We start from the raw sequence: 26448 nt of genomic DNA, 5'->3' as shown, positions 1-26448 counted from the left end.
CTGGGGCGAAACCGGTCCCGTTATCCACAGTCTTCTGCGCGAAAGTTCCGAAGCGGCCGCGCAACCTTTCCGCTGTCAGAGGCGCTCGCGAATCCAGGCGAAGCTCTTCCGCAGCCATCCCCCGTGCGAGACGGGGGGGGCGACGGCGAAATCCATGAAGGGGCGGCCTTCTCCGGCCGCCCAGGCCAGCAGTCCGATGGCCCCGGAGAACCCGGCGCCGGAGGCCGTCTCGGGCAGCCCGCGCACGAGGCGGGGACGGCCGAGCCGGATCGTCGTCTCGCGCCCGAGCACCCGCTGCGCGAGTTCGCGGGCGCCGATGAGCTGCGAGGCGCCGCCCGTCAGCACGATGCGGCGGCGCATCTCGGCCGGCAGGCCGCTGCCCTCCAGCCGGTCCCGCAGCAGCTCGAAGCTCTCCTCCAGCCGGGGGCGGATGATGCGGACGATCATCTCGCGCGGGATGCGGGCGATCTGGTCGTCATCCTCGCCGACGAGCGGGACGGGCAGCATTTCGCCGCGGTCCTCGGCCGATTCCAGCACGCTGCCATGCATGGTCTTCAGCCGCTCGGCATGGGTGATGGGGGTGGAGAGCACCCGGGCCAGGTCGTTCGTGACCTGCCAGCCGCCGACCGGCAGCTGCGCCGTGTGCATCAGCCGGCCGTCCGCGAAGGCCGCGAGGCTCGTCGTCCCGCCGCCCATGTCCACGACGACGGCGCCGAGCTCGCGCTCGTCATCCACCAGCGTCGCGAGGCCGGCCGCGAAGGGGGAGGAGACCATCTCCTCGGCCTCGAGCTCGCAGCGGTGCAGGCATTGCCCGAGGTTGAAGAGGGCGTGGCTGGCCGCGTCCAGCACATGCAGGCGTGCGCTTAGCGTGTCGCAGACCATGTTGCGCGGGTCGTCGACGCCGCCCGTCGCATCGACCTGGAAGCCGAGCGGGAAGGAATGCACCGCCTCGCGCCCCTCGGCCTCGGTGCGGCGGACGCCCTCGGACATGATGCCGCGCAGGTCGGCCTCGGTGACGGGGCGGCCATTGACCTGCCAGAGGATGTTGTGCGTCCGGCTTTCCGGCTGGCCGCAAGAGAGGTTGACGATCACGCCCTGCAGGCGCGTGTCGGCCATCTCCTCGGCGGAGGCGACGGCGGCGCGGATGCTGCGCTCGGCCTCCTCCATGTCCACGATCGAGCCCGCCTTCACGCCCCGCGACTTCTGCCAGCCGAAGCCCAGCGCGCGCGGCGTGCCGTCGCTCTCGATGCGGGCGATCAGGCAGACGACCTTGGTCGAGCCGATGTCCAGCACCCCGAAGGTGCCGGAACGGGCCCGGCCGAGCCGGATGCCGCGCGTCGGCAGGTCGGTCTGCGGGGGGGAATAGCGAACGAGCTCGTTCATCCACGCTGGCTCCGGGCAGGGGTGGCGGCGGCGGGCGTTGCCGAAGGCGCGGCCGGGGGCTGCAGGCGCACCACCAGGCGATCGGGCAGGCGCATGTCCAGCGCGGCGAGCGGCCGGTCCAGCAGCTTGTCGCGCGCCTGGAGCTCGGCGAGGCGGGTGATGGCCGCCTCCTCATGGCCCTCGGGCAGCATCACGTCGGCGCCGTTCTGCAGCCGGAGGTTCCAGCGGCGCTCCGAGACGCGGACGATGGCCTGGACGCGGTCGGCGATCTCGGGCGCGCTGCGCAGCAGGTCGATCATGGCGGCCGCGGCGCGCTCCGCCCCGGCGCCGACGACCAGCGGCAGCGGGCCGAAGGCCTGGAGCTGCTCGGTGGCCATGACGCGCCCCTCGCGGTCGATCAGAGCGAACTGGCGGTCCTTCTGCCAGACGGCAAAGGCGCGGCGCTCGACGAGGCGGATCAGGATCGTGCCTGGCAGGCGGCGCTCCACATGGGCGTGCTCCACCCAGGCGATGCGCTCCAGCCTTTCCTTCGCGGCGGCCGGATCGAAGTCGAGGATGGGCTCGCCGGGCGTGGTGGCGATGGCGGTCAGCAGCGCCTCGCGGGGCGAGAATTCGCGGCCCTCGATGCGGATCTCCTGGATCGAGAAGCCGGGGCCGCGGCCGAGGCTGGCCAGGCTCGTCGCCGCATCATGCAGCCGCGCGGCGGGATCGAGCGCGACGACGCCGATCGCCAGGGCGCCGGCGCCGCCCATGGCCAGCGAGACGAGGCCCACGCCACGCAGCCAGTTGCGCCAGCGCTTGAACCACAGCCGCGTGGCGGAAGGCCGCTTCGGCGGCTTGGAGGCAGCATTGCGTCCGCGGGAGTCCCTTGAGGATTTAAGGGCCATGGCTCGCCTGCTCCACCATCCAGGCGCAAAGCGCGGGGAAGCCGATGCCCTGATGCGCGGCCTGCTCCGGCAGGAGCGAGGTCGGCGTCAGGCCGGGCTGCGTGTTCACCTCGAGCAGGACGAGCCGGCCCGGCTCGCCCGCTGTGTCGTCGTAGCGGAAGTCAGAGCGCGTGGCGCCCCGGCAGCCCAGCGCCTGATGCGCCGCGACCGCGACCTCCATGGCCTTGGCATAGACCGTGGCATCGATCTCGGCCGGGATGACGTGGCGCGAGCCGCCCTCCGCGTATTTGGAGTCGTAGTCGTAGAACTCGCCGGCATCGGCCAGGATGTCCGTCACGGCCAGGGCCTGGGTGCCCATGACGCCCACCGTGATCTCGCGCCCCGGGATGAATTCCTCGACGAGGGCCTGCTTGCCGAACTTCCAGCCGCGCGCGATCTCGGCGCGACGGTTGTCGCCCGAACGCAGGATATGGACGCCGACGGAGGAGCCCTCGTTGATGGGCTTCACCACGAAGGGGCGGGGCAGCGGGTCCTCGGCCTCCAGCTCGTCCATGTCGACGATCTTGCTGGGGGCCACGGGCAGGCCGGCGGCACGGAACACGGCCTTGGCGGCCACCTTGTCCATCGCCAGCGCCGAGGCGCGCAGGCCCGAATGCGTGTAGGGCAGGCCCATCCAGTCCAGCACGCCCTGGATGCAGCCATCCTCGCCGAAACGGCCGTGCAGCGCGTTGAAGACGACGTCCGGCGCCGCTGTGCGCAGCGCGGAGATGGTCGCCGTCAGGTCCGGGCCGACATCGATGGCCGTCACCTGGTAGCCCACCTGCCGCAGCGCCTCGACGACCTTGCCGCCGCTGGTGAGGCTGACCTCGCGCTCGGCCGAGATGCCGCCGAGCAGGACCGCGACATGGGTCTCCTTCGGGTCGCGGCTGATCGGGGTGAAAGCGTTCATGCCGGAACTCCGATGCGCTTGATTTCCCAGTGCAGGTCGATGCCGGCGTGCTCCAGCACGCGGGCGCGGACCTGCTCGCCCAGGGATTCGAGATCGGCGGCCGTGGCGCCGCCGGTGTTGAGGAGGAAGTTGGTGTGCTTCTCGCTGACCTGCGCCCCGCCGAGGCGCAGGCCCCGGCAGCCCGCGGCGTCGATCAGCGCCCAGGCCTTCTGGCCCGGCGGGTTGCGGAAGGTGCTGCCCCCGGTCCGCGCCCGGACGGGCTGGGTGGCCTCGCGGGAGGCCTTGATCTCGGCCATGCGGGCCGCGATGGCGGCGGCCTCGCCGGGCGCCGCGCGCAGGCGGGCGCGGGTGACGATCCCGCGCGGCGGCAGCGCGGCGTGGCGATAGGCGAGCTGCAGGCCCGCGGCGTCGAGGCGGAGGAGGCCGTCGGGCGTCGCCACCTCGGCCCAGTCCAGGACATCGACGATCTCGCGGCCATAGGCGCCGGCATTCATGGCCAGGGCGCCGCCGATGCTGCCGGGGATGCCCGACAGGAACTCCAGCCCGGCGAGGCCAGCGGCAGCCGCATGCTCGGCGACCGTCGCGTCCAGCGCGGCCGCGCCGGCGACGATGCCATCGGCCTCGACGGCGATGCCGCCGAAGCCGCGCGCGGGCAGCCGCAGCGTGACGCCGGGCAGGCCGCCGTCACGGATGATGAGGTTGGAGGCCGCGCCCAGCACCGTCAGCGGCGTCTCCGGATCGAGCGCCGCCAGAAGGGAGAGCAGGTCCTCGGTATCGGCCGGGCGCGCGAGCCACTCCGCCGGGCCGCCCACGCGGAACCAGGTGAAGGGCGCGAGGCTGGCGCCCGCCTCCACCCGTCCACGCAGGACCGGCATCCGATGGGGCGTGGCGGCGCGCATGCTCATGCCCGGCGAAGCGGCGTCACGCGCGCCGCGTTCTGGCCGCCGCCCTGGGCCTGGAGGGCCGCGAGCTGTTCGGGCAGCGCCTGGGCCCAGGCGGTGATGTTGCCGGCGCCGAGGCAGATCACGTAGTCGCCGGGCTTGGCCATGGCGTTGATCATCTCGGGCAGGCTGGATGGCTCGGGCAGGGGCACGACGCTGCGATGGCCGCGGGCGCGCAGCCCGTCCACCAGCGCGTCCTTGTCCATGCCCTCGATCGGCGCTTCGCCGGCGGCGTAGACATCGGCCACGATCACCGTGCCGGCATCGTTCATGCAGGCGCAGAAATCGCCGAAGAGCTGCTCCAGTCGCGAATAGCGGTGCGGCTGCACGACGGCGATGACGTCGCGCGCGCCGGCCTGGCGGGCGGCCTTCAGCACGGCCGCGATCTCCACCGGGTGGTGGCCGTAATCGTCGATGATGGTGATGCCGCCCGTCTCGCCCACGCGGGTGAAGCGGCGCTTCACGCCCTTGAACCCGGCCAGCGCGGCGCGGATCACATCCTCCGGCACGTCCATCTCGACGCCGACGGCGATGGCCGCCAGCGCGTTCTGGACATTGTGCTGGCCGAGCATGGGCAGGCGGAAGGGCTGCAGCGTGCGCTGGCGGCCCGTGGTGCGGTCCTGCACCGTGACCTCGAAGCTCGCGCCCATCCGGTTGGTCAGCAGCTTTTCGGCCCGCACGTCCGCCTGCGGCGAGAAGCCGTAGGTGACGAGGCGGCGATCCAGCTTCGGGATCATCTGCTGCACGTTCGGGTGGTCGGCGCAGAGGACCGCGAAGCCGTAGAAGGGGATATTGCCGACGAACTGGGCGTAGCCCTCCTTCATGGCCTCCTCGGTGCCCCAGTGATCGAGGTGCTCCGGATCCATGTTGGTGACGACGGCGACGGTCGCGGGAAGGCGGAGGAAGCTGCCGTCGCTCTCGTCGGCCTCGACCACCATCCACTCGCCGGTGCCCATGCGCGTGTTCGAGCCATAGGCGTTGATGATGCCGCCGTTGATGACCGTGGGATCGAGCCGCGCCTGCTCGAGCACGCAGGCGATGAGGCTGGTGGTCGTGGTCTTGCCGTGGGTGCCGCCGACGGCGATGCCCCATTTGAGGCGCATGAGCTCGGCCAGCATCTCGGCGCGGCGGACGACCGGCAGCAGCCGGGCGCGGGCGGCCTGCACCTCCGGATTGTCGCGCTTCACGGCCGTGCTGACCACGACGACCTGGGCCGCGCCCAGGTTTTCCGCGGCATGGCCGACATGGACGGGAATCCCGGCCTCGCGCAGCCGGGCGACATTCGCGCTCTCCGAGAGATCGCTGCCCTGCACCGCATAGCCCAGATTGTGCAGCACCTCCGCGATGCCGGACATGCCGATGCCACCTATGCCGACGAAATGAATGGTCCCGATCGAGAGCGGCAGCGCGCGCATCAGCGTGATTCCTGAAGCAAAAGGGTCCGGTGGGCGAGGGCGAGGACGAGATCGGCGAGATCCCGCGCCGCCTGAGGACGAGCCAGGGATGCCGCAGCCCGGGCCGCTTCGGCAAGCCTTTCCGGCGAGCCCAGGAATTCTACCAGCAATTCGGCCAGCCGGGCGGGGGTGGTGCTCCCCTGCGGGAGGATCAGCGCGGCGCCCGCCTCGGCCAGCGCCCGGGCATTGGCGAACTGGTGGTTGTCGATGGCCGACGGCAGGGGCAGCAGCAGGGAAGGCCGGCCCGCGCAGGCGATCTCGGCGACGGTGGAGGCGCCGGAACGCGCGATGACCAGATGGGCATTGGCCAGCCGGCGCGCGATGTCCGGGAAGAAGGGCGAGAGCTCGACCGGGATGCCGGTGCCGGCATAGGCGGCGCGGACCCGCTCCAGATCCTCCACCCGGCACTGCTGCGCCACGACGAGGCGCGAGCGGAGCGCCTCGGGCAGGCCGGCGATGGCCGGCGGCACCAGGTCGGCGAAGACGCGCGCGCCGAGCGAGCCGCCGGTCACGAGCAGGCGCAGCGCGCCGTCGGGCGAGGGATAGCCGGCGCCGGCCAGGGCGGCGAGCGCCGGGCGGACGGGGTTGCCGACCACCTGGGTCTTCGCCTTCGGCGGAACCTTGGTCGTCTCGGCATAGGCGAGGGCCAGCAGGTCGGCGCGGGGCGCGAGGGCTCGGTTGGCGCGGCCCAGCACGGCATTCTGCTCGTGCAGGATGACGGCCGGGCGGTCCTTGCCCAGGGTCAGCGCGGCCAGGGCCGGCGGGATCGCCGGATAGCCGCCGAAGCCCACCACCGCCGCGGCATCCAGGCGCTTCAGCAGCCCGCGCGCGGTGACGGTGCCGGAAGCAAGCTTCATCGCCCCCTTCGCCGCGCGCATCAGGTTCCGGCCCGCGACGCCCTCGCCGCGCAGCACGAAGCGCTCGGCATTGGCGAAGGCCGGGCTATCGAAGGCCGCAGAGCGGGCGTCGGTGAAGAGCACGATGCGCTCGCCGCGCGCCGAAAGCTCGGCCGCCAGGGCCTCGGCGGGGAAGAGATGCCCGCCCGTGCCGCCGGCCGCGATCGCGATGGGGCGTGGGGAGGTGGCCCTCATGTCATGGCCGGCAGGCGTCCGCCGCCGGTCGTGAAGGGGGTGGTCTCCTCCGTGCGCCCGGTCCGCCGCCGGGTGAGCGCCAGCAGGAAGCCCATGCCAAGGGCGAGCGCGATGACGGAGGAGCCGCCGTAGCTCACGAAGGGCAGGGTCATGCCCTTAGTGGGGATGAGGTGGAGCGAGCTGCCCATATTGATGAAGGCCTGCAGGCCGAACTGCGTGAGCAGGCCCGAGGCGGCGAGGGTCACATAGGGGTCGCGCTCGTTGCGGAGGCGGACGAGGCCGTTGATCACCACGAAGGCGAAGATCGCCAGGATCACCAGGCAGACGACGAGGCCGAACTCCTCGCCCACGACGGGGAAGACGAAGTCGGCATGGGCGTCGGGCAGCACGTCCTTCACGCGGCCCTCGCCGGGGCCCCGGCCGAGCAGGCCGCCATTCCCGAAGGCCTCGAGCGACATGCGGATCTGGAAGTTGTCGCCCGCCTCGGGGTCGAGGAAGCGCTGCACGCGGCTGCGCACGTGCGGCTGGAACATATAGGCCAGCACGCCGAAGATCGGCACCGCGAGGCCCGCGACCATCACCCAGAACAGGTTGATGCCCGAGACGAAAACCTGCGCCAGGAAGACCATCACGATGACGGCGAGCATGCCGATATCCGGCTGCTGCTTCAGCAGCAGGGCCACGATGGCGATCAGGCCGCAGGCGATGATCAGCCCGGGGAAGCGGCGGGATCGCTTGCCCTCGGCCAGCAGCCACCCGCAGGCGACCGCGAGGCAGGGCTTGAGGAATTCGGAAGGCTGGAGCGAAAGGCCCGGTATGGGCAGCCAGCGCCGGGCGCCCTTGATCTCGACGCCGATGACGAGGGTCGCCGCGGTCAGCACCAGCGCGCCGAGCGCGCCGAGCAGCGCGAGCCGCAGCACCCATCGCGGCGTGCAGAGCGAGCAGGCGATCATCACCGCAACCGCGATCGCGGAGTAGAGCACCTGGCGCGCCAGGAACATGTGGCGCGAGGAGGCACCGATCCGCTCCGCCACGGCCGGCGAGGCGGAGAGCATCATGACGTAGCCGATGGCCACCAGCGACAGCAGCGCGGCGAGGGTCCAGCGGTCGACGCTCCACCACCAGCGGCCGAGGGTCGAGGTGTCGCTGCGCGAGACGGCCATCAGTCTTGCCCTTCAGGCAGGCTCTGGACCAGCGAGCGGAAATGATCCCCGCGCTGGTCGAAGCCGGTGAACTGGTCCCAGGAAGCGGCAGCGGGCGAGAGCAACACCACCGGCGCGGCGCCCCCGAGGGCAGCGGCGGCGGCGGCGGGAACCGCCTCGGCCAGCGTCTCCAGGCGGCGATGGGCCACCCCATGCTCAGCCAGGGTCGCGGCGAAGATCCCGCCATCCTGGCCGATGAGGAAGGCCTCGGCGACGCGCGGAAAGAGCGGCGCGAGGGATTCGATGCCGCCTTCCTTGCCGGTGCCGCCGGCGATCCAGACGACGAGGTCGTAGCTCGCCAGCGCCTTGGCCGTGCTGTCGGCGTTGGTGGCCTTGCTGTCGTTCACGAAGCGGATGCCGCGGATCTCGCCCACCAGCTCCTGCCGGTGCGGCAGGCCGGGATAGGAGCGCAGCCCGTCGGCCAGGTCGTTGCGGCGCAGGCCGAGCGCGGTCGCCATGGCGCAGGCGGCGGCCGCGTTCTGAGCATTGTGCTCGCCGGGAAGGGTGGGGCAGGTGGAGAGGTCGGCGATCAGACCGCTGTCGTCGCGCAGCAGGCTGCCCGTGGCCCAGAAGCCGCCGGGCTGCGGCATGCTCGCGGAGATGGGGACGACGCGCGCCGCCAGTTCGCCGCGCAGGCCGGCCGTCCCGGCATCGTCCATGCCGAGCACGGCTGTGTCCTCGCCGCGCTGGGTGGCGAAGATGCGCGCCTTCGCGGCGCGGTAGCCGGCCATGTCGCCATGGCGGTCGAGATGGTCGGCGCTGAGATTCAGCATCGCCGCGCAGTTGAATCGAAGCGTCTCGATTCGTTCCAGCATGTAGGACGACATCTCCAGCACATAGATGCCGTCGTCGCCGAGGAGGGGCATGTCGAGCGCGGCCGGGCCCAGATTGCCGCCGACCTCGACCGGGATCCCGGCGCGCGCGATGAGGTGCGCGAGCAGCGCGGTGGTCGTGCTCTTGCCGTTCGTGCCGGTGATGCCGACGAAGCGGGCCTTGCTGCCCGAGGCACGCACCGCCCTGTAAAGAAACTCGACATCCGAGAGGATGGGCCGCCCGGCCGCCTGCGCGGCGGCCGCGGCGGGATGGACGCGTGGCAGCACATGCGGAATGCCTGGGGAGAGCAGCAGCGCGTCATGGATGAAAGCGAGGGCCGGATCGGCGACGCGCAGCCCGGCCGCCTCGGCCTCGGCACGAGCGGGGGCCTTGTCGTCCCAGGCCGTCACCTCGGCGCCCCATTCCCGCAGGCGTCGCGCCGCCGGCAGCCCGGCCTTGCCGAGACCCACGACGGCGATCCTCTGCCCCAGGAAGGGCCAATGGCGAGACGACGGGCCCACATTGCCCTCCGCGTTGCGATCCGGCGGCGTCATCGGATCTTCAGGGTGGAAAGGCCGACCAGCGCCAGCACCATCGCGATGATCCAGAAGCGGATCACGATGGTGGGCTCGGCCCAGCCCTTCTTCTCGAAATGGTGGTGCAGCGGCGCCATCAGGAAGACGCGGCGGCCGGTCCGCTTGAACCAGAAGACCTGGATGATGACCGACAGCGTCTCGACGACGAAGAGGCCGCCGACGATGGCCAGCACGATCTCGTGCTTCGTCGCCACCGCCGTCGCGCCCAGGGCGCCGCCCAGCGCGAGGCTGCCCGTATCGCCCATGAAGACGGCGGCCGGCGGGGCGTTGAACCAGAGGAAGCCCAGCGAGGCGCCGATCAGCGCCGAGCAGAAGACCGCGAGCTCACCCGCGCCGGGCACGCCGTGCAGCTGCAGGTAGTCCGCGAAGACGCGGTTGCCGACGAGATAGGCGATCAGCGCGAAGACGGCCGAGGCGATCATGACCGGCACGATGGCCAGCCCGTCCAGCCCGTCGGTCAGGTTCACGGCGTTGCTCGCGCCCATCATCACGAACATCGCGACGAACGGGAAGACGAAGCCGAGCGGCACTAGCGTGTCCTTCAAGAAGGGCACGGCCAGGCGGGTCGAGATCGGGTCGGGCAGCAGGTAGGAGAACCAGACGCCCGCGACCAGCGCGATGGCGCCCTGCGCGACCAGCTTCTGCCGACCCGAGACGCCCTTGGTGTTGCGCTTGGTCACCTTCAGCCAGTCATCCATGAAGCCGAGGATGCCGTAGCCCAGCGTGACGAAGAGCACGGCCCAGACGAAGCCGTTCCGCAGATCGGCCCAGAGCAGCACCGAGAGCGACACCGAGAGCAGGATCAGCACGCCGCCCATGGTGGGCGTGCCCTTCTTGGTGAGGAGGTGGCTCGCCGGCCCATCCTCGCGGATCGGCTGGCCGCCGCGCTGGAAGGTGCGGAGCCAGTTGATGACCGACTTGCCGAAGAACAGCGCGATGAACAGCGCGGTCATGCAGGCGGCGCCCGCGCGGAAGGTGAGGTAGCGCGATAGGTTGAACAGAATGAAGTCTTCGGCCAACGGGCCGAGCAGCAGGGGTATCATGCAGTATTCCTCTCGGCCCCGGAGATCGTCCGTACGATCTCGGCCATGCGCATGCCGAGCGAACCCTTCACCAGCACTGCGTCGCCATCGCGAAGCGCCGAGGCGACAATGGGTGCGAGACTAGCGGCGTCCTGTGTGTGTGCCCCGCGGCGCGAGGCCGGGAGGGCGGCGAAGAGATGCCCCATGAGGGGACCGCAGGCATAGACCAGCTCGGCCGCGTTCGCCGCATCGGAGGCTAGCGCCTCGTGCAGGGCAGGGCCGAACTCTCCCATCTCCAGCATGTCTCCCAGCACCGCGATCCGGCGCCGGGCCTTCTGCTGGCCGAGCACGGCCAGCGCCGCCCGCACGGCGGTGTCCGAGGCGTTGTAGCTTTCGTCGAGCAGCAGGGCGCTGCCGCCATCGGGCGTCGGGATGCGCCGCATCTCGCCCCGCCCCGCCCCGGCGCCGAAGCCCGACAGGGCCGCGGCCGCGAGGCCGGCATCGCCGCCCGCCGCCTGGATCGCGGCGAGTGCGGCCAGCGCGTTCATCGCCATGTGCTGGCCCGGCTGGCCCAGGGAGAGGATCACGTGGCGGCCGGCGAGGTCGAACTCCGCTTCGCCACCCGTCTCGGTGCCCCGATAGGCGAGCAGCCGCGCGGTGGAGGCCGGGCCCTCGCCGAAGCCCACCACCTGCGCGCCCCGGGCCGCGGCGGCATCGGCCATGCGGGCGAAGTGCGGGCTGTCCTGCGGCAGGATCGCCACGCCGCAGGAGAGCAGGCCGGCGGCGATGTCCGCCTTCTCGTCGGCGATGGCCTCGGCGCTGCCGAGGTTGCCGATATGCGCGGTGCCGACCGTGGTCACGATCGCTACATGCGGCTTCGCCAGGCGGGACAGCGGGGCGATCTCGCCGCGCTGGTTCATGCCGATCTCGATGGCCGCCCAGCGCGTGTCGCGCGGCATGCGGGCCAGGGTCAGCGGCACGCCCCACTGATTGTTGTAGCTGGCGGCCGAGGCGTGGGTCGGGCCAAGGGCCGCGCAGGCGCGCTTCAGCATCTCCTTGGTCGTCGTCTTGCCGACGCTGCCGGTGACGGCGATGACCCGGGCGGTGCTGCGCGCGCGTCCCGCGGCGCCGAGGGCGGTGAGGCCGGCCAGCGTGTCCGCCACGCGCAGCATGGGGCCGACGGCATCGACGTCGCGGTCCACCATGGCCGCCGCGCCCTTGGCGAAGGCCTGCCCCACGAAGTCGTGCCCGTCCCGCGCATCGCGCAGCGCGACGAAGAGCTCGCCGGCGCCGACGCTGCGGGTGTCGATGGAAACGCCCGAGACCTCGAGGGCATCGTCGCAGGTGCCGCCGGTTGCCTCACGCAGCTCGGCCGAGGTCCAGAGGGCCTTCACGTCGTCACTCCCGCGAGGCGGCGCACCACCTCGGCATCATCGAAAGGCGTGGTGACGCCGGCGATGGTCTGGCCGCTTTCGTGGCCCTTGCCGGCGACGGCCAGGACGTCGCCCGGCTTCAGGGCCGCAAGGGCCGTCGCGATCGCCGCCTCGCGATCGCCCGCATCGCGCGCGCCCGGCGCGGCGGCCATGACGGCGGCGCGGATGGTCGCCGGGTCCTCGCTGCGGGGGTTGTCGTCCGTCACCCAGAGGAGGTCGGCCGAAGCCGCCGCGGCCGCGCCCATCAGCGGGCGCTTGCCCGGGTCGCGGTCGCCGCCGGCGCCGAAGAGCACATGCAGGCGCGCGCCCGGGGCGACATGCGGCCGCAGCGCCGTCAGCAGCCGCGTGAGGGCGTCGGGCGTATGGGCGTAGTCCACATAGACGGCAGCGCCGTTCGGCAGCGTCGCCGCCAGCTCCATGCGCCCGCGCACGCCGGACAGCCCGGGCAGCAGCGGCAGCGCGTCGATGCCGACCGCCGTGGCGAGGCCGAGGGCGACCAGGATATTGTCGGCCTGGAAGCGGCCGGGCAGGGCCAGCGTCACGCTCTCGCGCCGGCCGAAGGCCTCCAGCTCCATGACCTGGCCGCCGGGCAGCGCGCGCTGGGAGATCAGCCGGATGTCGCGGCCCGCCTCGCCGACCTCGATGCCGCGCAGTCCGCGCGCGGTGACCACCTGCCGCAGGGTGGCGAGCGTCTCGGCCTCCATATCCGCATGGAGCACCGCCGCCGCGCCCGGGGGCAGCAGCCGGTCGAAGAGGCGCAGCTTGGCAGCGCGATAGCCGGCCATGTCGCCATGGTAGTCGAGATGGTCGCGCGTGAGGTTGGTAAAGGCGCCCGCACCAAGCTTCACCCCGTCCAGCCGCCGCTGGTCGAGGCCGTGCGAGCTCGCTTCCATCGCGAGGTCGGTCACGCCCGCCTGCGCCAGCTCCGCGAGCCGGGCGTGCAGCGAGACGGGGTCGGGCGTGGTGAGGCTGGGGCCGGGCGGAAAACCTTCGGCGACCAGGCCGAGCGTTCCCAGCGAGGCCGCGCGGTGGCCGGCCAGGCCCATGAGCTGGCGGTGGAAATCCGCGGTGCTCGTCTTCCCGTTGGTGCCGGTGACGGCGACGATCCGCTCCGGCTGCGCGCCATGAAAGGCGGCGGCCATGAGGGCGAGCGCGCGGCGCGGATCCTCGGCGCGGAGCAGGGGGCGCGGCGGCACGCCGGCCGGCCACTCGGTGCCTTCGGGTGCCAGCACCGCCGCGGCGCCGGCGCTGACCGCGTCGGCGATGAAGCGCGTGCCGTCGACGCGCACGCCCGGCAGCGCGGCGAAGAGGAAGCCGGGCCGGACGGCCCGGCTGTCAGCCGTGATACCGCTGATCTCGGCCGAGCCCGAACCGCTCAGCCTCGGGCATGGGGCGCGGAGCTCATCGAGTTGCACGGCCTGTCTCGGGGGGCTGGGTGGAAGGGACGTGCAGGACCAGCCGCGGCATGGCGACGCCATCCGTGGCATCGGTGCGGCGGAGGGGGGCAGGCTGCGGCTCCACCGTGGGCAGCGTGCGGGGCATCACGGCGGGAAGCCGGGGCGCGGGGGCGGGCGTCGGCGCCGCCGTCGGTGCGCGGGGTGCGGCCGTGGGCTGGCGCGCCGCCGCTGCCGAGGCGCCCGGGCGGCCGCCGCCCAGCTGAAGCGCGATGCTCTGCTGGATCTGCGCGATGCGCTCCGTCTCGGGCACCAGGCCCAGGATGGGCGCCGAGCGCTCGACCACGCGGCGCGCGGCCGGGGCGGCCACATAGCCGGCGGTCGCGTAGCCGCCGGTATCGGCGCGGCCCTTGGGATCGTCGACCAGGATGTGCAGCGCGTAGCGCGGGGCGTTCATCGGGAAGGCCCCGACGAAGGAGGAGATGCGCCGGTTCTCGAGGTACTGGCCGCGATCGCCGACCTTCTGCGCCGTGCCCGTCTTGCCGCCCACGAAATAGCCCGGCGAATCCGCCGAGCGCGCCGAGCCGTCGGTCACGGCGATGCGCATGAGGCGCCGCATGTTCTCGGAGGTGCGCTCGCTGATCACGCGCACGCCCTCGCGCTCCTGGCCATGCGGCACGGCGAGCACGGTCGGCTGCCGCAGGATGCCGCCATTCGCGAGCGCCGAGACGCCGGTGACGATATGGAGCGGCGTGACGGAGATGCCCTGGCCGAAGCCGATGGTCATGGTGTTGATGTCGCGCCACCGCCGGGCGGAGGGGACGATCGGCGTCGCGGCCTCGGCCAGCTCCACGCCCAGGCGCGAGGTCAGGCCCAGCCGGCCCAGGAACTCGCGGTGGCGGGTGATGCCCTGCGCCATGGCCATATGCGCGCTGCCGAGGTTCGACGAGTAGGCGATGATCTCGGGCACGCTCAGCCAGCGGTGCTTGCCGTGGAAGTCGTTGATCTGGAAGCGGCCGATGCGGATCGGGCGCGTGGCGTCATAGCCCGAGCTCAGCGTCACGTTGCCGGAATCGAGCGCCATGGCGGCGGTGAAGAGCTTGAAGGTCGAGCCCGGCTCGTAATTGCCCGTCACCGCGCGGTTGAAGCGCTGCTCGGCCGGCGCGGTCGCGAGGTCGGAGGCGGCGAAGTCGGGCAGGCTGACCATGCCCAGCACCTCGGCCGTGTTCACGTCCATCAGGATGGCCGAGCCGCCGATGGCGCTGAAGCGTTCGATCGCGAAGTCCAGCGCCTCGCGCAGCTCGCGCTGGATGCGGATGTCGATGGAGAGGCGCAGCGAGGCGGGGCTCACGCGCAGGCGCTCGTCGTACCACTTCTCGACGCCGGCGATGCCTTCGCCGTCCACGTCCACGGCGCCCAGCACATGGGCGGCGTCGCGGCCGCGCGGATAGGTGCGGCGCTCGGCCGTCTCGAAATAGAGGCCGAGGATGCCGAGGTCGTTGATGGCCTGCTGCTGCCGCGGCGTGATGAAGCGGTCGATATAGGCGAATTGCCGCGGCGGGCTGAGGCGCGGGATCAGCCGCGCGCGGTCGAGATGCGGCAGGATGCGGATCAGCCGGTCGGCGACCTGGGCCGGGTTGTCGATCTCGCCGGGGCGCGCATAGAGCGCCGTGCCGCGCACGGTGACGGCCAGGATCTCGCCGTTGCGGTCGGTGATGGCGGCGCGGCTAACGGGCGGCTCCGGCGGCGGCAGGCGCGGCGCCTGGGCGATGCGCGAGGCGGCGGGCGAGAGCACGGTCGCGTCGGTGAGCTTGGCCGCGACGGCCAGGAACAGCACGCCGAAGCCGACGGAAGCCAGGGTGAGGCGCGCCCGGATCCGCCGCATCTGCGCCGCCTCGGTCGCGCTCGCCCGCACGAGGGCGCGCGAGGCGCTCTCCCGCGGATAGGTCGCGCTCGGCGGCGGAGCGGGATCGCGCAGCGGAAGGCCGTCAAACCCGACGGGCCGCGCGTCCGGCGAAGGGGGGCGCAGGTCGCTCATCGGGCGAAGGGCACCGGGGGCGGCAGGCTCAGGCCTCCGCCGAGCAGCGAGCCGGCGGCGGGAGCGGGCGCGGGCTGCACATGCATCGCGGTGCGCAGCGGGGCGGGGGCCGCGGCGACGGGCGCCTGGGCGAGCTGCGGCGGCCTGGCGGCCTCGGCGCGGGCGCGGGTCACGGGGCGCGGGGCCGGCGCGGCATCGGCGACGCGCGCGGCGATCGGCGGAAGGGCGGGTCGCGGCGCGGCGACGGCCACCTCGGCCGCGGCCGGGCGGGAGGGCGCGCTGGCGGGGCCGGCGATGGGCGGCAGCGCGGCGGCCTCGGAGCGTGCGGCGGCCAGGGCGCGGGGCGCCGGGGCAGCGACGGGAGCCGGCGCGTGAACGACGGGCGCGGCCGCTACAACCGGTGCAGGAGCAGGGGCGGCAGCCACGGGCGCGGGTGCTGCGGCGGGCGCGGGCGGCGGCGTCGCAGCGGCGACGACCGGGGCTGCCACGACCGGGGCGGCGGCCACGGCGCGGACCGGCGTGGCCCGGCGCGGCTCGGCCTCGGCCAGCATCGACGCGGCGGTGAAGACCAGCACCTCGCCCGGGGCGGAAGGCGCGTCCGACCGGCGGCGGAAGCCCGTCGGTTCCGGCACGAAGGCCGCGATCTGCGGCATGCGGCGCTGCGCGTCGTCGAAGCGCTGGAACTGCGAGGGCTCCATGGGCTGCATGTCGCGCAGGTGGGAGGCGACCATGCTGCGCAGGCGATCCTGGTCGTTCAGTCGCGCCCATTCGGCCGAGAGCGTCTGCGTCCGCGACCTTTCGCCCTCGATCTGGCGGGTCACATCGCGCAGCTCACGGTCGAGCTTCGCCACCTCCTCCTTGGTCTGGAAGACGTAGAGGCCGGCGCCGAGGAAGGCCGCGAAGGTGACGATGGTCAGCGGATGGATCATGCGGCGCGGCTTTCAGGCTTGCGGAGCAGGGCGCGGAGGTGGGCCGATCGGGCACGGGGATTGGCGGCGGCCTCGGCGGTGCCCGGACGGACGGAACGCGGGGTGAGCAGGACGAAATCGGTCTCGGCGCGCGGCGCGAGAAGGGCGACGGGATCGTGGCGCGAGGCGCCGGGGGTGCGCCCGGCCGCCCGCTGGAAGGCGCGCTTCACGATCCGATCCTCCAAGGAATGGAACGATACGACAACGATTCGGCCGCCGGGCGCCAGCAGGCCGAGCGCCTGATCGAGCGCGCGCTCGATCTCGCCGAGCTCGTCGTTCACGCGGATGCGCAGGGCCTGGAAGCTGCGGGTGGCGCCGTGGATGCCCGAGGGATCGCGGGGAACGGAGCGGCGGATCACCTCGGCGAGGCGCAGGGTCGTCTCGAAGGGCGCCTCGGCGCGCTCGCGCACGATGGAGCGGGCGACTCGGCGGGAGTGCCGTTCCTCGCCGAACTCCCAGAGAAGGTCGGCCAGTTCGGCCTCGGCCAGGGTGTTCACGAGGTCGGCGGCGCTCGGGCCCGTGCGGCCCATGCGCATGTCGAGCGGGCCGTCGAATCGGAAGGAGAAGCCGCGCTCGGGCGTGTCGATCTGGAAGCTGGAGACGCCGAGATCCAGCACCACCCCGTCGAGCGCGGCGACACCGGCCTCGGAGAGATGGGCGAGCATGTCGCCGAACCGGCCCTCGATGAGGTGCAGCCGGCCCGGATGGGCAGCCGCCAGCTCGGCGCCGCGGGCGATCGCCTCGGGGTCGCGGTCCATGGCCCAGAGGGTGCAGGGGGCGGCCTCGAGGATGGCGCGGGCATAGCCGCCACCGCCGAAGGTGCCGTCGAGCAGGACCTCGCCCGACCGGGGGGCCAGGTGTTCCAGCACTTCGTCGAGGAGGACGGGGATATGCGTCATCAGACCGACGCCCCGTTCGAGGCCGCGGCGGCGCGGGCACGCGCCTTCTCGGCGAGCGCCTGGCGGGCCTTCTCGATCTGGGCCTCGGCGGCCGCCGGCTCCCAGATCTCGATGCATTCCATCCGGCCGAGGAAGGCGACGCTATCGGTCAGGCCCGCGAACTTGATGAGGTCGGCAGCCAGGATCATGCGGCCGTCCGGATCGGGCGAGACTTCGACGGTGTCGGAATAGAGCGCATAGGCCTTGAAGTCCTCGTCTTCGTCGGGCTCATCGAGCGGGCTCTTGGAGCCGAGCGCGGCGTCGAAGGCGGAAGCGGGCCAGGCCTCGATGCAGGGATGGCGCGTGGAACGGCGCAGGACGAGGGCCTCTCCGGCAAGACGGGTGCGAAACAGAGCCGGGACGCTGCATCGCCCCTTCTTGTCCAGCCCGTTGATGAACTTGCCCCGGAATTGGGTCATCGTTCTGTCGGATGCCCCTGCTCAATGCGCCACAGGGGGAGTGCCGGCTGCTCCGCTCTGGGCGGGAGCAGCGGCCGGCAAAGTCCCCCCCGGAACCTTGCCGGCTCGCCCGACCAGCCCTTTCCAAACGGCTCGCCCCCCCGAGCGTGTCCATCTGTCCTGGGCTGAAAGTGGTTTTAGATGGGAGAACGTGGGCGATCAAGGGATAACGACTCTGGTCTGGGTGGGGTCTTGAGGGTCTTCGGTAATTTTTTCAAAGATTTATGCGAGAAAATTAAAACCTGACCTTCAGGGGGGTGCGTGTTGGGTGGCGTCTGTGGCATTTATAGCACAGAATGCCGCTTGACCCATTCCAATGGCCGGAGCAGGTATCGCGCGGTGTCGGGCGGCTGGACGGCCGCTGGCCTGGCGAGCGATCGTTGGGCTGGAGGAAAGTCCGGGCTCCACGGAAATACGGTGCCGGCCAATGGCCGGCGGGCGAGAGCCTAGGGAAAGTGCCACAGAGAACAGACCGCCATGACCGCCTCGGCGCGCATGGCAAGGGTGAAACGGTGGGGTAAGAGCCCACCGCGCTTCCAGCAATGGCGGCGGCACGGCAAACCCCACCGGGAGCAAGGCCGAATAGGGAGGGCAGCGCAAGCAGGGGCATTTCCGCCCCGTCCTCCGGGTTGGCCGCGCGAGGCCCGCGGCAACGCGGGTCCCAGAGGAATGGTCGTCCATGGTCTTCGGGCCAAGACAGAACCCGGCTTACAGGCCGCCCGGCATCATTTTCCCCTAAGACGGCGGGCGGCGGCTCCGCCGCCTTGCCTTCGCCGCGTGAGAGCGGCGCCGCCCGCTGTGCGGTCGGATTCGGCCTTGGCGCGATGATCTGGCGGGCGTGTTGCGGCTAGCCGATGGCGGCGAGCAGGCCCCGCATCCGCGCCAGCGTGCCGGCATCCGCCACGCCGTCCACGCGCTCCGGCCGCCAGTGGCGCTGGAAGGCGGTGATGAGCACAGGCAGCTCCAGGTCGGTGCGGTAGCCGATGCGGCCGAGCAGTTCGCGCGGATCGCCCTCGGCCGGGCCGTCCTGGGCGGGCCAGAGGCCGATGCCGTTCCGCGCCAGGCCCTGCCAGTCGAAGAGCTCGCCCGGATCCTGCTTGCGGTCGGGCGCCACGTCGCTGTGGCCGATCACGTTGCGCGCCGGGATGGGATGGCGGCCCAGGATCTCCAGGCAGAGATCCGCGACGGCGGCCATCTGCAGCGCCGGGAAGTGGCGGTAGCCCCATTCGTGGCCCGGATTGACGATCTCGATGCCCACCGAGACGTCGTTCAGCGCCTCGCGCCCGCGCCAGAAGGAGATGCCGGCATGCCGGGCCCGCAGGCCCTCGGGCACCAGGCGGAAGACCTGGCCGTCCTCTTCCACCACGTAGTGGGAGGAGACCACGGCCTCGGGGTCGCGCAGCCGGGCGATCGCCTCGGCGCCGGAGGTCATGCCCGTATAGTGCAGCAGGAGGGTGTCGATGACGGCCCCCTCCGGCCGCGGGCCGACATTCGGAGAGGGAAGCTCCGTGATCCGCAGGCTCAAGGCTGGGGCTCGCGCTCGGTCCGGTGGCGGCTCAAAGCTTGCGCTCGCGCTTGATGCGGTCCCAGGCGGAGTTGATCTCGGCCACCTTGCCGGTCGCCCGCTGGATCAGGTCCTGCGGCGCCCCGCGGGAGGCCATGGCGTCCGGATGGTTCTCGCGCATCAGCTTGCGCCAGGCAGCGCGGACCTGCGTGTCCGTGGCGTCCTTCGGCAGGCCGAGCACCGCATAGGCGTCCACGCCGGGCATGTCGCCGGCGCGGGCGCCGGGCCGGGCATGGCCGTCGCGGGCGCGCTCCCATTCCTGGGCCTCCAGCCGGAAGCCCACCTGCACGCGCTGCAGGAAGCGCACCTCGCCCCGCGTGAGAGGGCCGTCGGCGCGGGCGATCTCGAAGAGCGCGCCCAGCACGTCCTCCAGCATGTGCCGGTCGGCGGCGAAGGCCTCGCCCAGGCGGTCGGCGAAGGCCTCGAACTCCTTGGAGGTCTTCCGCGCCTCGTCGAAGAGCTCGGCCACGTCCTTCATGTTCTGCGGCGGGATGCGGAACATCCGCTTGAAGGCGTCGATCTCGGCGCGCACCACCGGGCCGTCGCACTTGGCGAGCTTGGCCGAGAGCACGACGACCGAGATGGCGAAGAGCTGCTCGCGCGAGCCCAGCATCGCGGCCATGTTGGCGGCGTTGGGGCCCAGGCGCGCGGCATTGTCGGCCGCATGGCCGGCCATGGCGCCCATCACCGCGCCGACCGGACCGCCGGTCGCGAAGCCCGCGACGCCGCCGATGATCTTGCCCCAGAAGCCCAATACCGATCCTCTCGTCTCCCGACCGAGGTAACACGTCGAACCCCTTGCGCGCCACGCCCCGGGCCTGCAAAGCGACAAGGGCGCGAGGAGTCTTCTGTATGACCATTGGGACCTGGCAGTTCTGGATCGACCGCGGCGGCACCTTCACGGACGTCGTGGCGCGGCATCCCGATGGCTCGGTCTCCACCGCCAAGCTGCTCTCGGAAAATCCGGAGCGCTACAAGGACGCAGCCGTGGCGGGCATTCGCCAGATGCTCGGCCTGGCGCCGGGCGCGGCCCTGCCCGAGGGGGTGGTCGAGGCCGTGAAGATGGGCACGACCGTCGCGACCAACGCCCTGCTGGAGCGCAAGGGCGAGCGTGTCCTGCTATTGGTGCCCGTGGGCTTCGCCGACATGCTGCGCATCGGCAACCAGGCGCGGCCCCGGCTCTTCGACCTCGAGGTGAAGCTGCCCGAGTTGCTGCACGAGCGCGTGGCCGAGATCGGCGGGCGTGTGGCGGTGGACGGCACCGAGATCGAGCTCCTCGACGAAGCCGGCGCCCGCGCAGCCCTGCAGGCGGCTTATGACGACGGCATCCGCGCGGTCGCCGTCGTGCTCATGCATGCCTGGGCGCATCCGGCCCATGAGCAGCGGATCGGCGAGATCGCGGCCGAGATCGGCTTCCCGCAGATCAGCCTCTCCCACCGGGCGAGCCCGCTGCCCCGTATCGTGCCGCGCGGCGACACGACGGTGGTGGACGCCTATCTCTCGCCCATCCTCGGCCGCTACGTGCAGCAGGTCGCCTCGGAGCTCGGCGGCGGGGCGGAGCCCGTCGGGCCGCCGATCAAGCTCTACTTCATGCAGTCCTCCGGCGGCCTGACCGAGGCCTCCAGCTTCCAGGGCAAGGACGCGATCCTCTCCGGCCCGGCCGGCGGCATCGTGGGCGCGGCGCGCACCGCGGCCATGGCGGGCTACGACCGGATCATCGGCTTCGACATGGGCGGCACCTCGACCGACGTGGCGCTTTATGCCGGTGCCTTCGAGCGTGCCTTCGAGACGGTGGTGGCCGGCGTGCGCATGCGCGCGCCGATGATGGCGATCAACACGGTCGCGGCCGGCGGCGGCTCCATCCTGACCTTCGACGGCGCGCGCTACCGCGTGGGGCCGGAGAGCGCGGGCGCGGTGCCGGGCCCGGCCTGCTACCGCCGCGGCGGCCCCCTCACCGTCACCGACGCGAACGTCATGGTCGGCAAGATCCAGCCCCGGCATTTCCCAGCGATCTTCGGCCCGAACGGCGACCAGCCGCTCGACGTCGAGGTGGTGCGGGAGAAGTTCGCGGCGCTGGCCACCGAGATAGCCGCGACGACCGACACGACGCCCTCGCCCGAGGAGGTCGCCGAGGGCTTCCTGCGCATCGCCGTCTCCAACATGGCCCATGCCATCAAGCAGGTGAGCCTGCAGCGCGGCTATGACGTCACGAAATACGCGCTGGCCTGCTTCGGTGGCGCGGGCGGGCAGCATGCCTGCCTGGTGGCGGACGAGCTCGGCATGGAGACCGTCTTCATCCACCCCTTCGCCGGCGTGCTCAGCGCCTATGGCATGGGCCTGGCCGACCAGGCGCTGATCCGCGAGGCCGCGATCGAGAAGCCGCTGGCGCCCGATTCCATGGACCTGCTGAAGGACCGCCTCGCCGATCTGGAAGCGGCCGGCCGGGCCGAGCTGGTTCGCCAGGGCGCGGATGCCGCCCGGCTGAAGGCCGAGCACCGCTTGCACCTGCGCTATGCCGGCACGGATTCCTTCCTGCCCGTCACCTATGGCGCCCATGCCCAGGTGCTGCGCGACTTCACCGAGGCGCATCGCGCGCGCTTCGGCTTCGCCACGCCCGAGCGCGAGGTCGTCGTCGAGGCCGCCATCGCCGAGGTCACCATGCCGGGCGAGGCCGTGCAGGAGGAGAAGCTGGCCGCGCGCGCTGCCGGCGAGGCCCTCCCGCTGCTCGACCGCGTCACGCTCTTCGCCCAGGGCGCGGCGCATGACGCGCCGGTCCATGACCGCGAGGCGCTGCTCTCCGGCGACGCCATCCGCGGCCCCGCCCTCATCCGCGAGGCCATCGCGACGACGGTGGTGGAGCCGGGCTGGGAGGCGCGGGTCACGCCCCTGAACCATCTGGTCCTGCACCGCATCGAGGCCCGCGCCGCCGCGCGGCTGGCCGAGACCGGCCGTGTCGATCCGGTGATGCTGGAGCTGTTCAACAGCCTCTTCATGTCCATCGCCGAGCAGACCGGCACGGTGCTGCAGAACACCAGCCTTTCGGTGAACATCAAGGAGCGGCTGGACTTCTCCTGCGCGATCTTCGACGCGACCGGCCAGCTGGTCGCCAATGCGCCGCACGTGCCCGTGCATCTGGGCGCGATGGGCGAGAGCGTCCGCACCGTCATCCGCCAGCGCGGCGCCACGCTGCGCCCGGGCGACGTGGTGGCGCTGAACAATCCGTATAACGGCGGCACGCATCTGCCGGACGTGACGGTCATCACGCCGGTCTTCGACGAGGCGGGCCAGGAGATCCTCTTCTTCGTCGGCTCGCGCGGGCACCATGCCGATATCGGCGGCCTCACGCCCGGCTCCACGCCGCCCGGCTCCGCCACGCTGGAGGAGGAGGGCGTCGTCATCGACGACTTTCTTCTTGTCGATGCCGGCCATTTCCGTGAAGCCGAATTCCGGGAACTTCTCGCCTCGGCCCGTTACCCCGCCCGCAGCCCCGACGTGAACGTGGCCGACATCAAGGCGCAGGTCGCCGCCAACGAGATGGGCGTGCAGGAGCTGCGCCGGGCGGTGCGGGAATTCGGCCTCGACACCGTCCGCGCCTATATGGGCCATGTGATGGACAATGCGGAGGAGAGCGTGCGCCGCGTGCTCTCCACGCTGAAGGACGGCCGCTTCGAGACCGTGACGGATGACGGCACGCCGCTCGTCGTCGCCGTCCGCGTGGACCAGGCCAACCGCCGCGCCGTCATCGACTTCACCGGCACGGGGCCCGAGCGGCCGGACAATTTCAACGCACCCGCCGCCGTCTGCCGCGCCGTGGTGCTCTATTGCTTCCGCTCGCTGGTGGGCCAGGACATCCCGCTCAACGACGGCTGCCTGAAGCCGCTCGAGATCATCGTGCCGCCGGGCAGCTTCCTCAGCCCCACGGCGGGCGGGCCCGGGGGCGGGCGCGCGGTCGTGGCCGGCAATACCGAGGTCAGTCAGGTGACCTGCAACGCGCTGCTGGCCGCGCTCGACGCCTGCGCCGCCGCGCAGTCGACGATGAACAATTCGCTCTTCGGCGACGCGACCTATCAGTATTACGAGACCATCTGCGGCGGCACGGGGGGCGGGCCCGGCTTCCACGGGACCAGCGCGGTGCAGACGCACATGACCAATACGCGCATGACCGACCCCGAGATCCTGGAGATGCGCTACCCGGTGCGGCTTGAGGAATTCTCGATCCGGCGCGGTTCGGGCGGCGCCGGCCAGTGGCATGGCGGCGACGGCTCGCGCCGGCGCATCCGCTTCCTGCGCCCGATGCAGGCGGTGGTCGTCGCCTCCCGCCGCAACGTGGCGCCCCATGGCCTGCATGGCGGCGCGGATGGCGCGCCGGGCCGGCAATGGGTCGACCGCGCCGACGGCACGCGCGACGTCATCCCCGGCAATGCAGGCAAGGCCGAGCTGGCGCCCGGCGACATCCTCGTCGTCGAGACGCCCGGCGGCGGCGGCTGGGGAGCGGCTTGAAGCGATTGGCGTCCGCGCGCGGGCTCACCCTCGCGCTCGTTCTGGGCTTGGCCGGCGCTGCGGCCGCCGGTGCCTATGTGGTGCCGAAATGGCTCGATTGGGACCGCCATAGCGGCACCATCGCGGCCATCGCCTCCGAGCGGCTGGGCCGCCCGGTCTGGCTCGAGGGCCCGGTCACGCTGGAGCTGCTGCCCCAGCCGCGGCTGGAGGCCTCGCGCGTCGTCATCGGCCAGACCGGCGACGATGTCCGCATGTCCGCCCGCGCCCTGCGGCTGCGGCTCGACCTGGGCGCGCTCCTGCTCGGCCGGATCAAGGTGCGGGAGCTCGCGCTGGTCGGCGCGGATATCCGGCTGCCCTGGCCGCCCACCTCCCTGCCGGCCCTGGCGCCGCTGCCGCGCCTGACCGCCCTCGATGCGCGGCTCGAGGAGAGCCGGATCTCCATCGGCGGCGCGCTGCTCGAGGGCGTCTCGGCCCGCCTCACCGCCGGCAGCCCCGCCGAGGCGTTGACCGCCGAGGGCGCGCTGGTCTGGCGCGGCCGGCCGGTGCGCTTCCAGGCGACGCTGGGCCGCGCGGGCGACGACGGCATCGCGCCGCTCGACGTCTCCGCGAGCCATGCCAGCGTGAACCTGCAGGCGCGCGGCGCCCTGCTGGCCGAAGGCGGCTTCGAGGGCCGCCTGGAGATCTCCGGGCCCGACCTCGCCGCCGTCCTCCCGGCCCCGCCCGGGCCCTTCCGCGCGACGTCGAGCCTCGTGGCTGGCGCCGAGGTGCTGACCGCGCGACAGCTCGCGCTCGAGGTCGGCGGGCAATCCGTGCGCGGCTCGGCGCTGCTGCGGCTGGGGCGCGAGCCGCGCTTCGACCTGACCCTCGCCACGCCGCGCCTCGAGGTCGAGCCCTGGCTGGCCGCCCTGCGGGGCGCCGGGCCGCAGGCCGTGCCCGTCTCGCTCGACATCTCCGCCGAGGGGGCGACGCTCGGTCCGCTGCGGCTGCGCAAGCTGCGCGGCGCCGCCTTCCTGCAGGGCGAGCGGCTGACGCTTACCGACGTCTCGGCCGAGCTTCCGGGCGAGACGACCATCGAGCTTTCCGGCGCCAGCGCCGGCCCCCGCCTCGACCTTGCCCTGCGCTGGCGTTCGGCACGGGCGGAGCAGCTGGCCGAGGCGATCGCCCTGCCGGCGCGCCAGCTCCTGCCGCCGGGGACCTCCGAAGGTCAGCTGCGCCTGTCCTGGGAGGGCACGCAGGTCACGGCGACCGACCTGACCGCGCAGCTCGGCCCCACTCGCGCGACGGGCGGCTTCGTCTGGCGCCAGCAGTCGCGGCCGACCCTCGCCCTCGGGCTGGATTTCGATCGGCTGGAGGCGGGCCTCACCCCCGCCGAGCTCCTCGCCTCCCTCCGCGAGGCCGGGGCCAATGCCGATTTCCAGCTCCGGCTCGGCTTCGACCGGCTGAGCCTGGGCCCATCGGCCTGGGAGCGCGTGGCGGTGGATGGCGCGGTCGAGAACGGCCGGCTGCTGCTGCGCCGCCTGGCCGGCCGCCATCTGGGCCTGGACGTGGCGCTGGCCGGTACCCTCGCGGCCGACCGGGTCAGCGACCTGACCCTGGAGGCGGAGGGCCTCGCGGGGCCGCTTCTCGCCCGGCTGGGGTTGGAGAGGCCGGGCCTCGCCGGCCTGCCGCTGCGGCTGCGCGCCAGCGGCGCGGGCCCGCTGGACGCCTTGCCCCTGCGCGTCGAGGGCGACCTCTCGGAGGCGCGCATCGAGTCCCAGGCCACGATCGACGTCGCCAAGGGGCTCGGCCAGGGTACGTTCACCCTCCGCCATCCCGGCGCCGCCCGCATGATCGGCGTGCTGACGGAGCGCCCGGCGCCGCAATGGCTGGGCGAGGGCTCCTTCTCGCTGATCGCCAGCCTGGCCCGCCGGCCGGAAGGCTGGAGCGCCGAGAGCTTCGATGTCGTGGCCGGGCAGCTGCGCGGCCGCGGCCAGCTCGCCCTCGGGGAGGGAGGCGCGGCCACCGGCCGCCTGGCGCTGGAGAGGCTGCCGCTGCCGGCCTGGCGGGACCTGGAGCTCGGCGCCTGGTCCGGCCCGGCGCTGGACGTCGCGCTGACCGCCGAGCGGGTCGAGCCGCTGGACCTGCCGGCCCTGGAGCAGGCCTCCGCCCAGCTCCGGACCGATGCGGCGACGCTGCGGATCGAGGAGCTGCGGGCGAATATCGCCGGCGGCACGCTGGCCGGTGCGCTCCGGCTGGAGCGCGGCCCGACCGCGCGCGTCTCGGCCGAGGGCAGCTTCAGCGACGTGGTGCTCGACGGCCCGCTGACGGGACGCCCGGTGGATATCTCCGCGGGCCGGCTTTCCGGCGAATTCAGGTTGAACAGCGCGGGGAATGCGCCGGCTGCCCTCGTCGAGGGGCTGGGCGGCGAGGCGCGGCTCAACTGGCGCGAGGGCGTGCTGCAGGGCCTCGACGGCACGGCGGCCGCCGCGGCGCTTCGCCAGGAAGACCTGCGCGGGGCGGAGGCCGGGCTGCGCGCGGCGCTGCAGGGCGGCGCCACCGCGATCCAGAGCGCCACGGCGAGCCTTTCGATCGCGGGCGGCACCGTCACCGTCGACGAGGCGACGCTGGAGGGGGATGGCGGAGCGGCGATGCGCCTCGGCGGTCAGGTCGATCTGGCGCGGGACGTTCTCGGCCTCAGGGTGACCATGCCGGTGGCCGAGGGCGCGCCCGATGTCGGGCTGCGCCTGACGGGGCCGAGCCAGCGGCCGCGCCGCCTCGTGGAGGTCGCGCAGTGGCTGCGCTGGCGCGCCGAGCACTCCCCCTGACCCATGGACGAAA

At 72.7% G+C, this 26448-nt stretch carries 19 protein-coding genes and 1 other RNA gene; 3 read left to right on the top strand and 17 right to left on the bottom strand.

Going from position 1 to position 26448, the window contains the following annotated elements:
• Positions 1-75 precede the first annotated feature (75 nt).
• From ftsA to KHU32_RS21575, 15 genes are read right to left on the bottom strand one after another with little or no spacing between them, the layout of a single operon-like run.
• Entirely contained in the window at positions 76-1383 is a 1308-nt protein-coding gene (gene ftsA, locus KHU32_RS21645) for a cell division protein FtsA (protein WP_213672253.1), read from the bottom strand.
• The gene (locus KHU32_RS21640) at positions 1380-2270 is read right to left on the bottom strand and encodes a cell division protein FtsQ/DivIB (protein WP_213672252.1); all 891 of its coding nucleotides are present in this window, start codon (positions 2268-2270) and stop codon (positions 1380-1382) included. Before KHU32_RS21640 ends, ftsA begins: the two co-directional genes overlap by 4 nt.
• The gene (locus KHU32_RS21635) at positions 2260-3219 is read right to left on the bottom strand and encodes a D-alanine--D-alanine ligase (RefSeq protein WP_213672251.1); all 960 of its coding nucleotides are present in this window, start codon (positions 3217-3219) and stop codon (positions 2260-2262) included. The genes KHU32_RS21640 and KHU32_RS21635 overlap by 11 nt, the downstream gene beginning before the upstream one ends.
• On the bottom strand, positions 3216-4124 hold the full coding sequence (murB, locus tag KHU32_RS21630) for a UDP-N-acetylmuramate dehydrogenase (RefSeq protein ID WP_408887865.1): 909 nt from the start codon (positions 4122-4124) through the stop codon (positions 3216-3218). Before murB ends, KHU32_RS21635 begins: the two co-directional genes overlap by 4 nt.
• The gene (gene murC, locus KHU32_RS21625; protein ID WP_213672250.1) at positions 4121-5575 is read right to left on the bottom strand and encodes a UDP-N-acetylmuramate--L-alanine ligase; all 1455 of its coding nucleotides are present in this window, start codon (positions 5573-5575) and stop codon (positions 4121-4123) included. The genes murB and murC overlap by 4 nt, the downstream gene beginning before the upstream one ends.
• A complete protein-coding gene (murG, locus tag KHU32_RS21620; RefSeq protein WP_213672249.1) occupies positions 5575-6705 on the bottom strand; it encodes an undecaprenyldiphospho-muramoylpentapeptide beta-N-acetylglucosaminyltransferase in 1131 nt (376 codons plus the stop codon). Before murG ends, murC begins: the two co-directional genes overlap by 1 nt.
• Positions 6702-7871, bottom strand: coding sequence for an FtsW/RodA/SpoVE family cell cycle protein (locus KHU32_RS21615; RefSeq protein WP_213672356.1), 1170 nt, complete (start codon positions 7869-7871; stop codon positions 6702-6704). Before KHU32_RS21615 ends, murG begins: the two co-directional genes overlap by 4 nt.
• Positions 7868-9274 (bottom strand): UDP-N-acetylmuramoyl-L-alanine--D-glutamate ligase, encoded by a 1407-nt coding sequence (murD, locus tag KHU32_RS21610; RefSeq protein WP_213672248.1) that lies wholly within the window; start codon positions 9272-9274, stop codon positions 7868-7870. The genes KHU32_RS21615 and murD overlap by 4 nt, the downstream gene beginning before the upstream one ends.
• A complete protein-coding gene (mraY, locus tag KHU32_RS21605) occupies positions 9271-10359 on the bottom strand; it encodes a phospho-N-acetylmuramoyl-pentapeptide-transferase (RefSeq protein ID WP_213672247.1) in 1089 nt (362 codons plus the stop codon). The genes murD and mraY overlap by 4 nt, the downstream gene beginning before the upstream one ends.
• Complete coding sequence (locus KHU32_RS21600) at positions 10356-11732, bottom strand: UDP-N-acetylmuramoyl-tripeptide--D-alanyl-D-alanine ligase (RefSeq protein WP_213672246.1); 1377 nt, start codon at positions 11730-11732, stop codon at positions 10356-10358. The genes mraY and KHU32_RS21600 overlap by 4 nt, the downstream gene beginning before the upstream one ends.
• Entirely contained in the window at positions 11729-13186 is a 1458-nt protein-coding gene (locus KHU32_RS21595; protein ID WP_347265582.1) for a UDP-N-acetylmuramoyl-L-alanyl-D-glutamate--2,6-diaminopimelate ligase, read from the bottom strand. The genes KHU32_RS21600 and KHU32_RS21595 overlap by 4 nt, the downstream gene beginning before the upstream one ends.
• Entirely contained in the window at positions 13173-15203 is a 2031-nt protein-coding gene (locus tag KHU32_RS21590) for a peptidoglycan D,D-transpeptidase FtsI family protein (protein ID WP_213672244.1), read from the bottom strand. The genes KHU32_RS21595 and KHU32_RS21590 overlap by 14 nt, the downstream gene beginning before the upstream one ends.
• On the bottom strand, positions 15200-16132 hold the full coding sequence (gene ftsL, locus KHU32_RS21585; protein ID WP_213672243.1) for a cell division protein FtsL: 933 nt from the start codon (positions 16130-16132) through the stop codon (positions 15200-15202). Before ftsL ends, KHU32_RS21590 begins: the two co-directional genes overlap by 4 nt.
• Complete coding sequence (gene rsmH / locus KHU32_RS21580; protein ID WP_213672242.1) at positions 16129-17070, bottom strand: 16S rRNA (cytosine(1402)-N(4))-methyltransferase RsmH; 942 nt, start codon at positions 17068-17070, stop codon at positions 16129-16131. Before rsmH ends, ftsL begins: the two co-directional genes overlap by 4 nt.
• Positions 17070-17528: a division/cell wall cluster transcriptional repressor MraZ gene (locus KHU32_RS21575; protein WP_213672241.1), complete on the bottom strand. Its 459-nt coding sequence runs from the start codon at positions 17526-17528 to the stop codon at positions 17070-17072. The genes rsmH and KHU32_RS21575 overlap by 1 nt, the downstream gene beginning before the upstream one ends.
• 381 nt (positions 17529-17909) lie before the next feature.
• Here KHU32_RS21575 and rnpB point away from each other — a divergent pair.
• An RNA gene (rnpB, locus tag KHU32_RS21570) (RNase P RNA component class A) lies at positions 17910-18294 on the top strand.
• Positions 18295-18414: 120 nt separating this feature from the next.
• Here rnpB and KHU32_RS21565 read toward each other — a convergent pair.
• Both KHU32_RS21565 and KHU32_RS21560 read right to left on the bottom strand, forming a co-directional pair.
• Entirely contained in the window at positions 18415-19092 is a 678-nt protein-coding gene (locus KHU32_RS21565) for an N-acetylmuramoyl-L-alanine amidase (protein WP_456315953.1), read from the bottom strand.
• 31 nt (positions 19093-19123) lie between these two features.
• Entirely contained in the window at positions 19124-19885 is a 762-nt protein-coding gene (locus tag KHU32_RS21560; protein WP_213672240.1) for a TerB family tellurite resistance protein, read from the bottom strand.
• Positions 19886-19983: 98 nt separating this feature from the next.
• Between KHU32_RS21560 and KHU32_RS21555 the strand changes: the two genes are divergently transcribed.
• Both KHU32_RS21555 and KHU32_RS21550 read left to right on the top strand, forming a co-directional pair.
• A complete protein-coding gene (locus KHU32_RS21555) occupies positions 19984-23631 on the top strand; it encodes a hydantoinase B/oxoprolinase family protein (protein WP_213672239.1) in 3648 nt (1215 codons plus the stop codon).
• The gene (locus KHU32_RS21550; RefSeq protein ID WP_213672238.1) at positions 23628-26435 is read left to right on the top strand and encodes an AsmA family protein; all 2808 of its coding nucleotides are present in this window, start codon (positions 23628-23630) and stop codon (positions 26433-26435) included. The genes KHU32_RS21555 and KHU32_RS21550 overlap by 4 nt, the downstream gene beginning before the upstream one ends.
• The last annotated feature ends 13 nt before the right edge of the window (positions 26436-26448 follow it).

Source organism: Roseococcus pinisoli, from assembly GCF_018413645.1.
Lineage (GTDB): Bacteria > Pseudomonadota > Alphaproteobacteria > Acetobacterales > Acetobacteraceae > Roseococcus > Roseococcus pinisoli.
The sequence above is the reverse complement of the archived record's forward strand: the minus strand, read 5'-3'. Positions and strand labels throughout refer to the sequence as shown.

What these genes read in the sequence shown, in the direction of transcription:
- murD (WP_213672248.1), bottom strand. Translation starts at nt 9,274, where the DNA reads ATGACGCCGCCGGATCGCAACGCGGAGGGCAATGTGGGCCCGTCGTCT.
- murB (WP_408887865.1), bottom strand. Translation starts at nt 4,124, where the DNA reads ATGAGCATGCGCGCCGCCACGCCCCATCGGATGCCGGTCCTGCGTGGA.
- KHU32_RS21575 (WP_213672241.1), bottom strand. Translation starts at nt 17,528, where the DNA reads ATGACCCAATTCCGGGGCAAGTTCATCAACGGGCTGGACAAGAAGGGG.
- rsmH (WP_213672242.1), bottom strand. Translation starts at nt 17,070, where the DNA reads ATGACGCATATCCCCGTCCTCCTCGACGAAGTGCTGGAACACCTGGCC.
- ftsA (WP_213672253.1), bottom strand. Translation starts at nt 1,383, where the DNA reads ATGAACGAGCTCGTTCGCTATTCCCCCCCGCAGACCGACCTGCCGACG.
- KHU32_RS21555 (WP_213672239.1), top strand. Translation starts at nt 19,984, where the DNA reads ATGACCATTGGGACCTGGCAGTTCTGGATCGACCGCGGCGGCACCTTC.
- KHU32_RS21590 (WP_213672244.1), bottom strand. Translation starts at nt 15,203, where the DNA reads ATGAGCGACCTGCGCCCCCCTTCGCCGGACGCGCGGCCCGTCGGGTTT.
- murG (WP_213672249.1), bottom strand. Translation starts at nt 6,705, where the DNA reads ATGAGGGCCACCTCCCCACGCCCCATCGCGATCGCGGCCGGCGGCACG.
- murC (WP_213672250.1), bottom strand. Translation starts at nt 5,575, where the DNA reads ATGCGCGCGCTGCCGCTCTCGATCGGGACCATTCATTTCGTCGGCATA.
- mraY (WP_213672247.1), bottom strand. Translation starts at nt 10,359, where the DNA reads ATGATACCCCTGCTGCTCGGCCCGTTGGCCGAAGACTTCATTCTGTTC.
- KHU32_RS21635 (WP_213672251.1), bottom strand. Translation starts at nt 3,219, where the DNA reads ATGAACGCTTTCACCCCGATCAGCCGCGACCCGAAGGAGACCCATGTC.
- KHU32_RS21640 (WP_213672252.1), bottom strand. Translation starts at nt 2,270, where the DNA reads ATGGCCCTTAAATCCTCAAGGGACTCCCGCGGACGCAATGCTGCCTCC.
- ftsL (WP_213672243.1), bottom strand. Translation starts at nt 16,132, where the DNA reads ATGATCCATCCGCTGACCATCGTCACCTTCGCGGCCTTCCTCGGCGCC.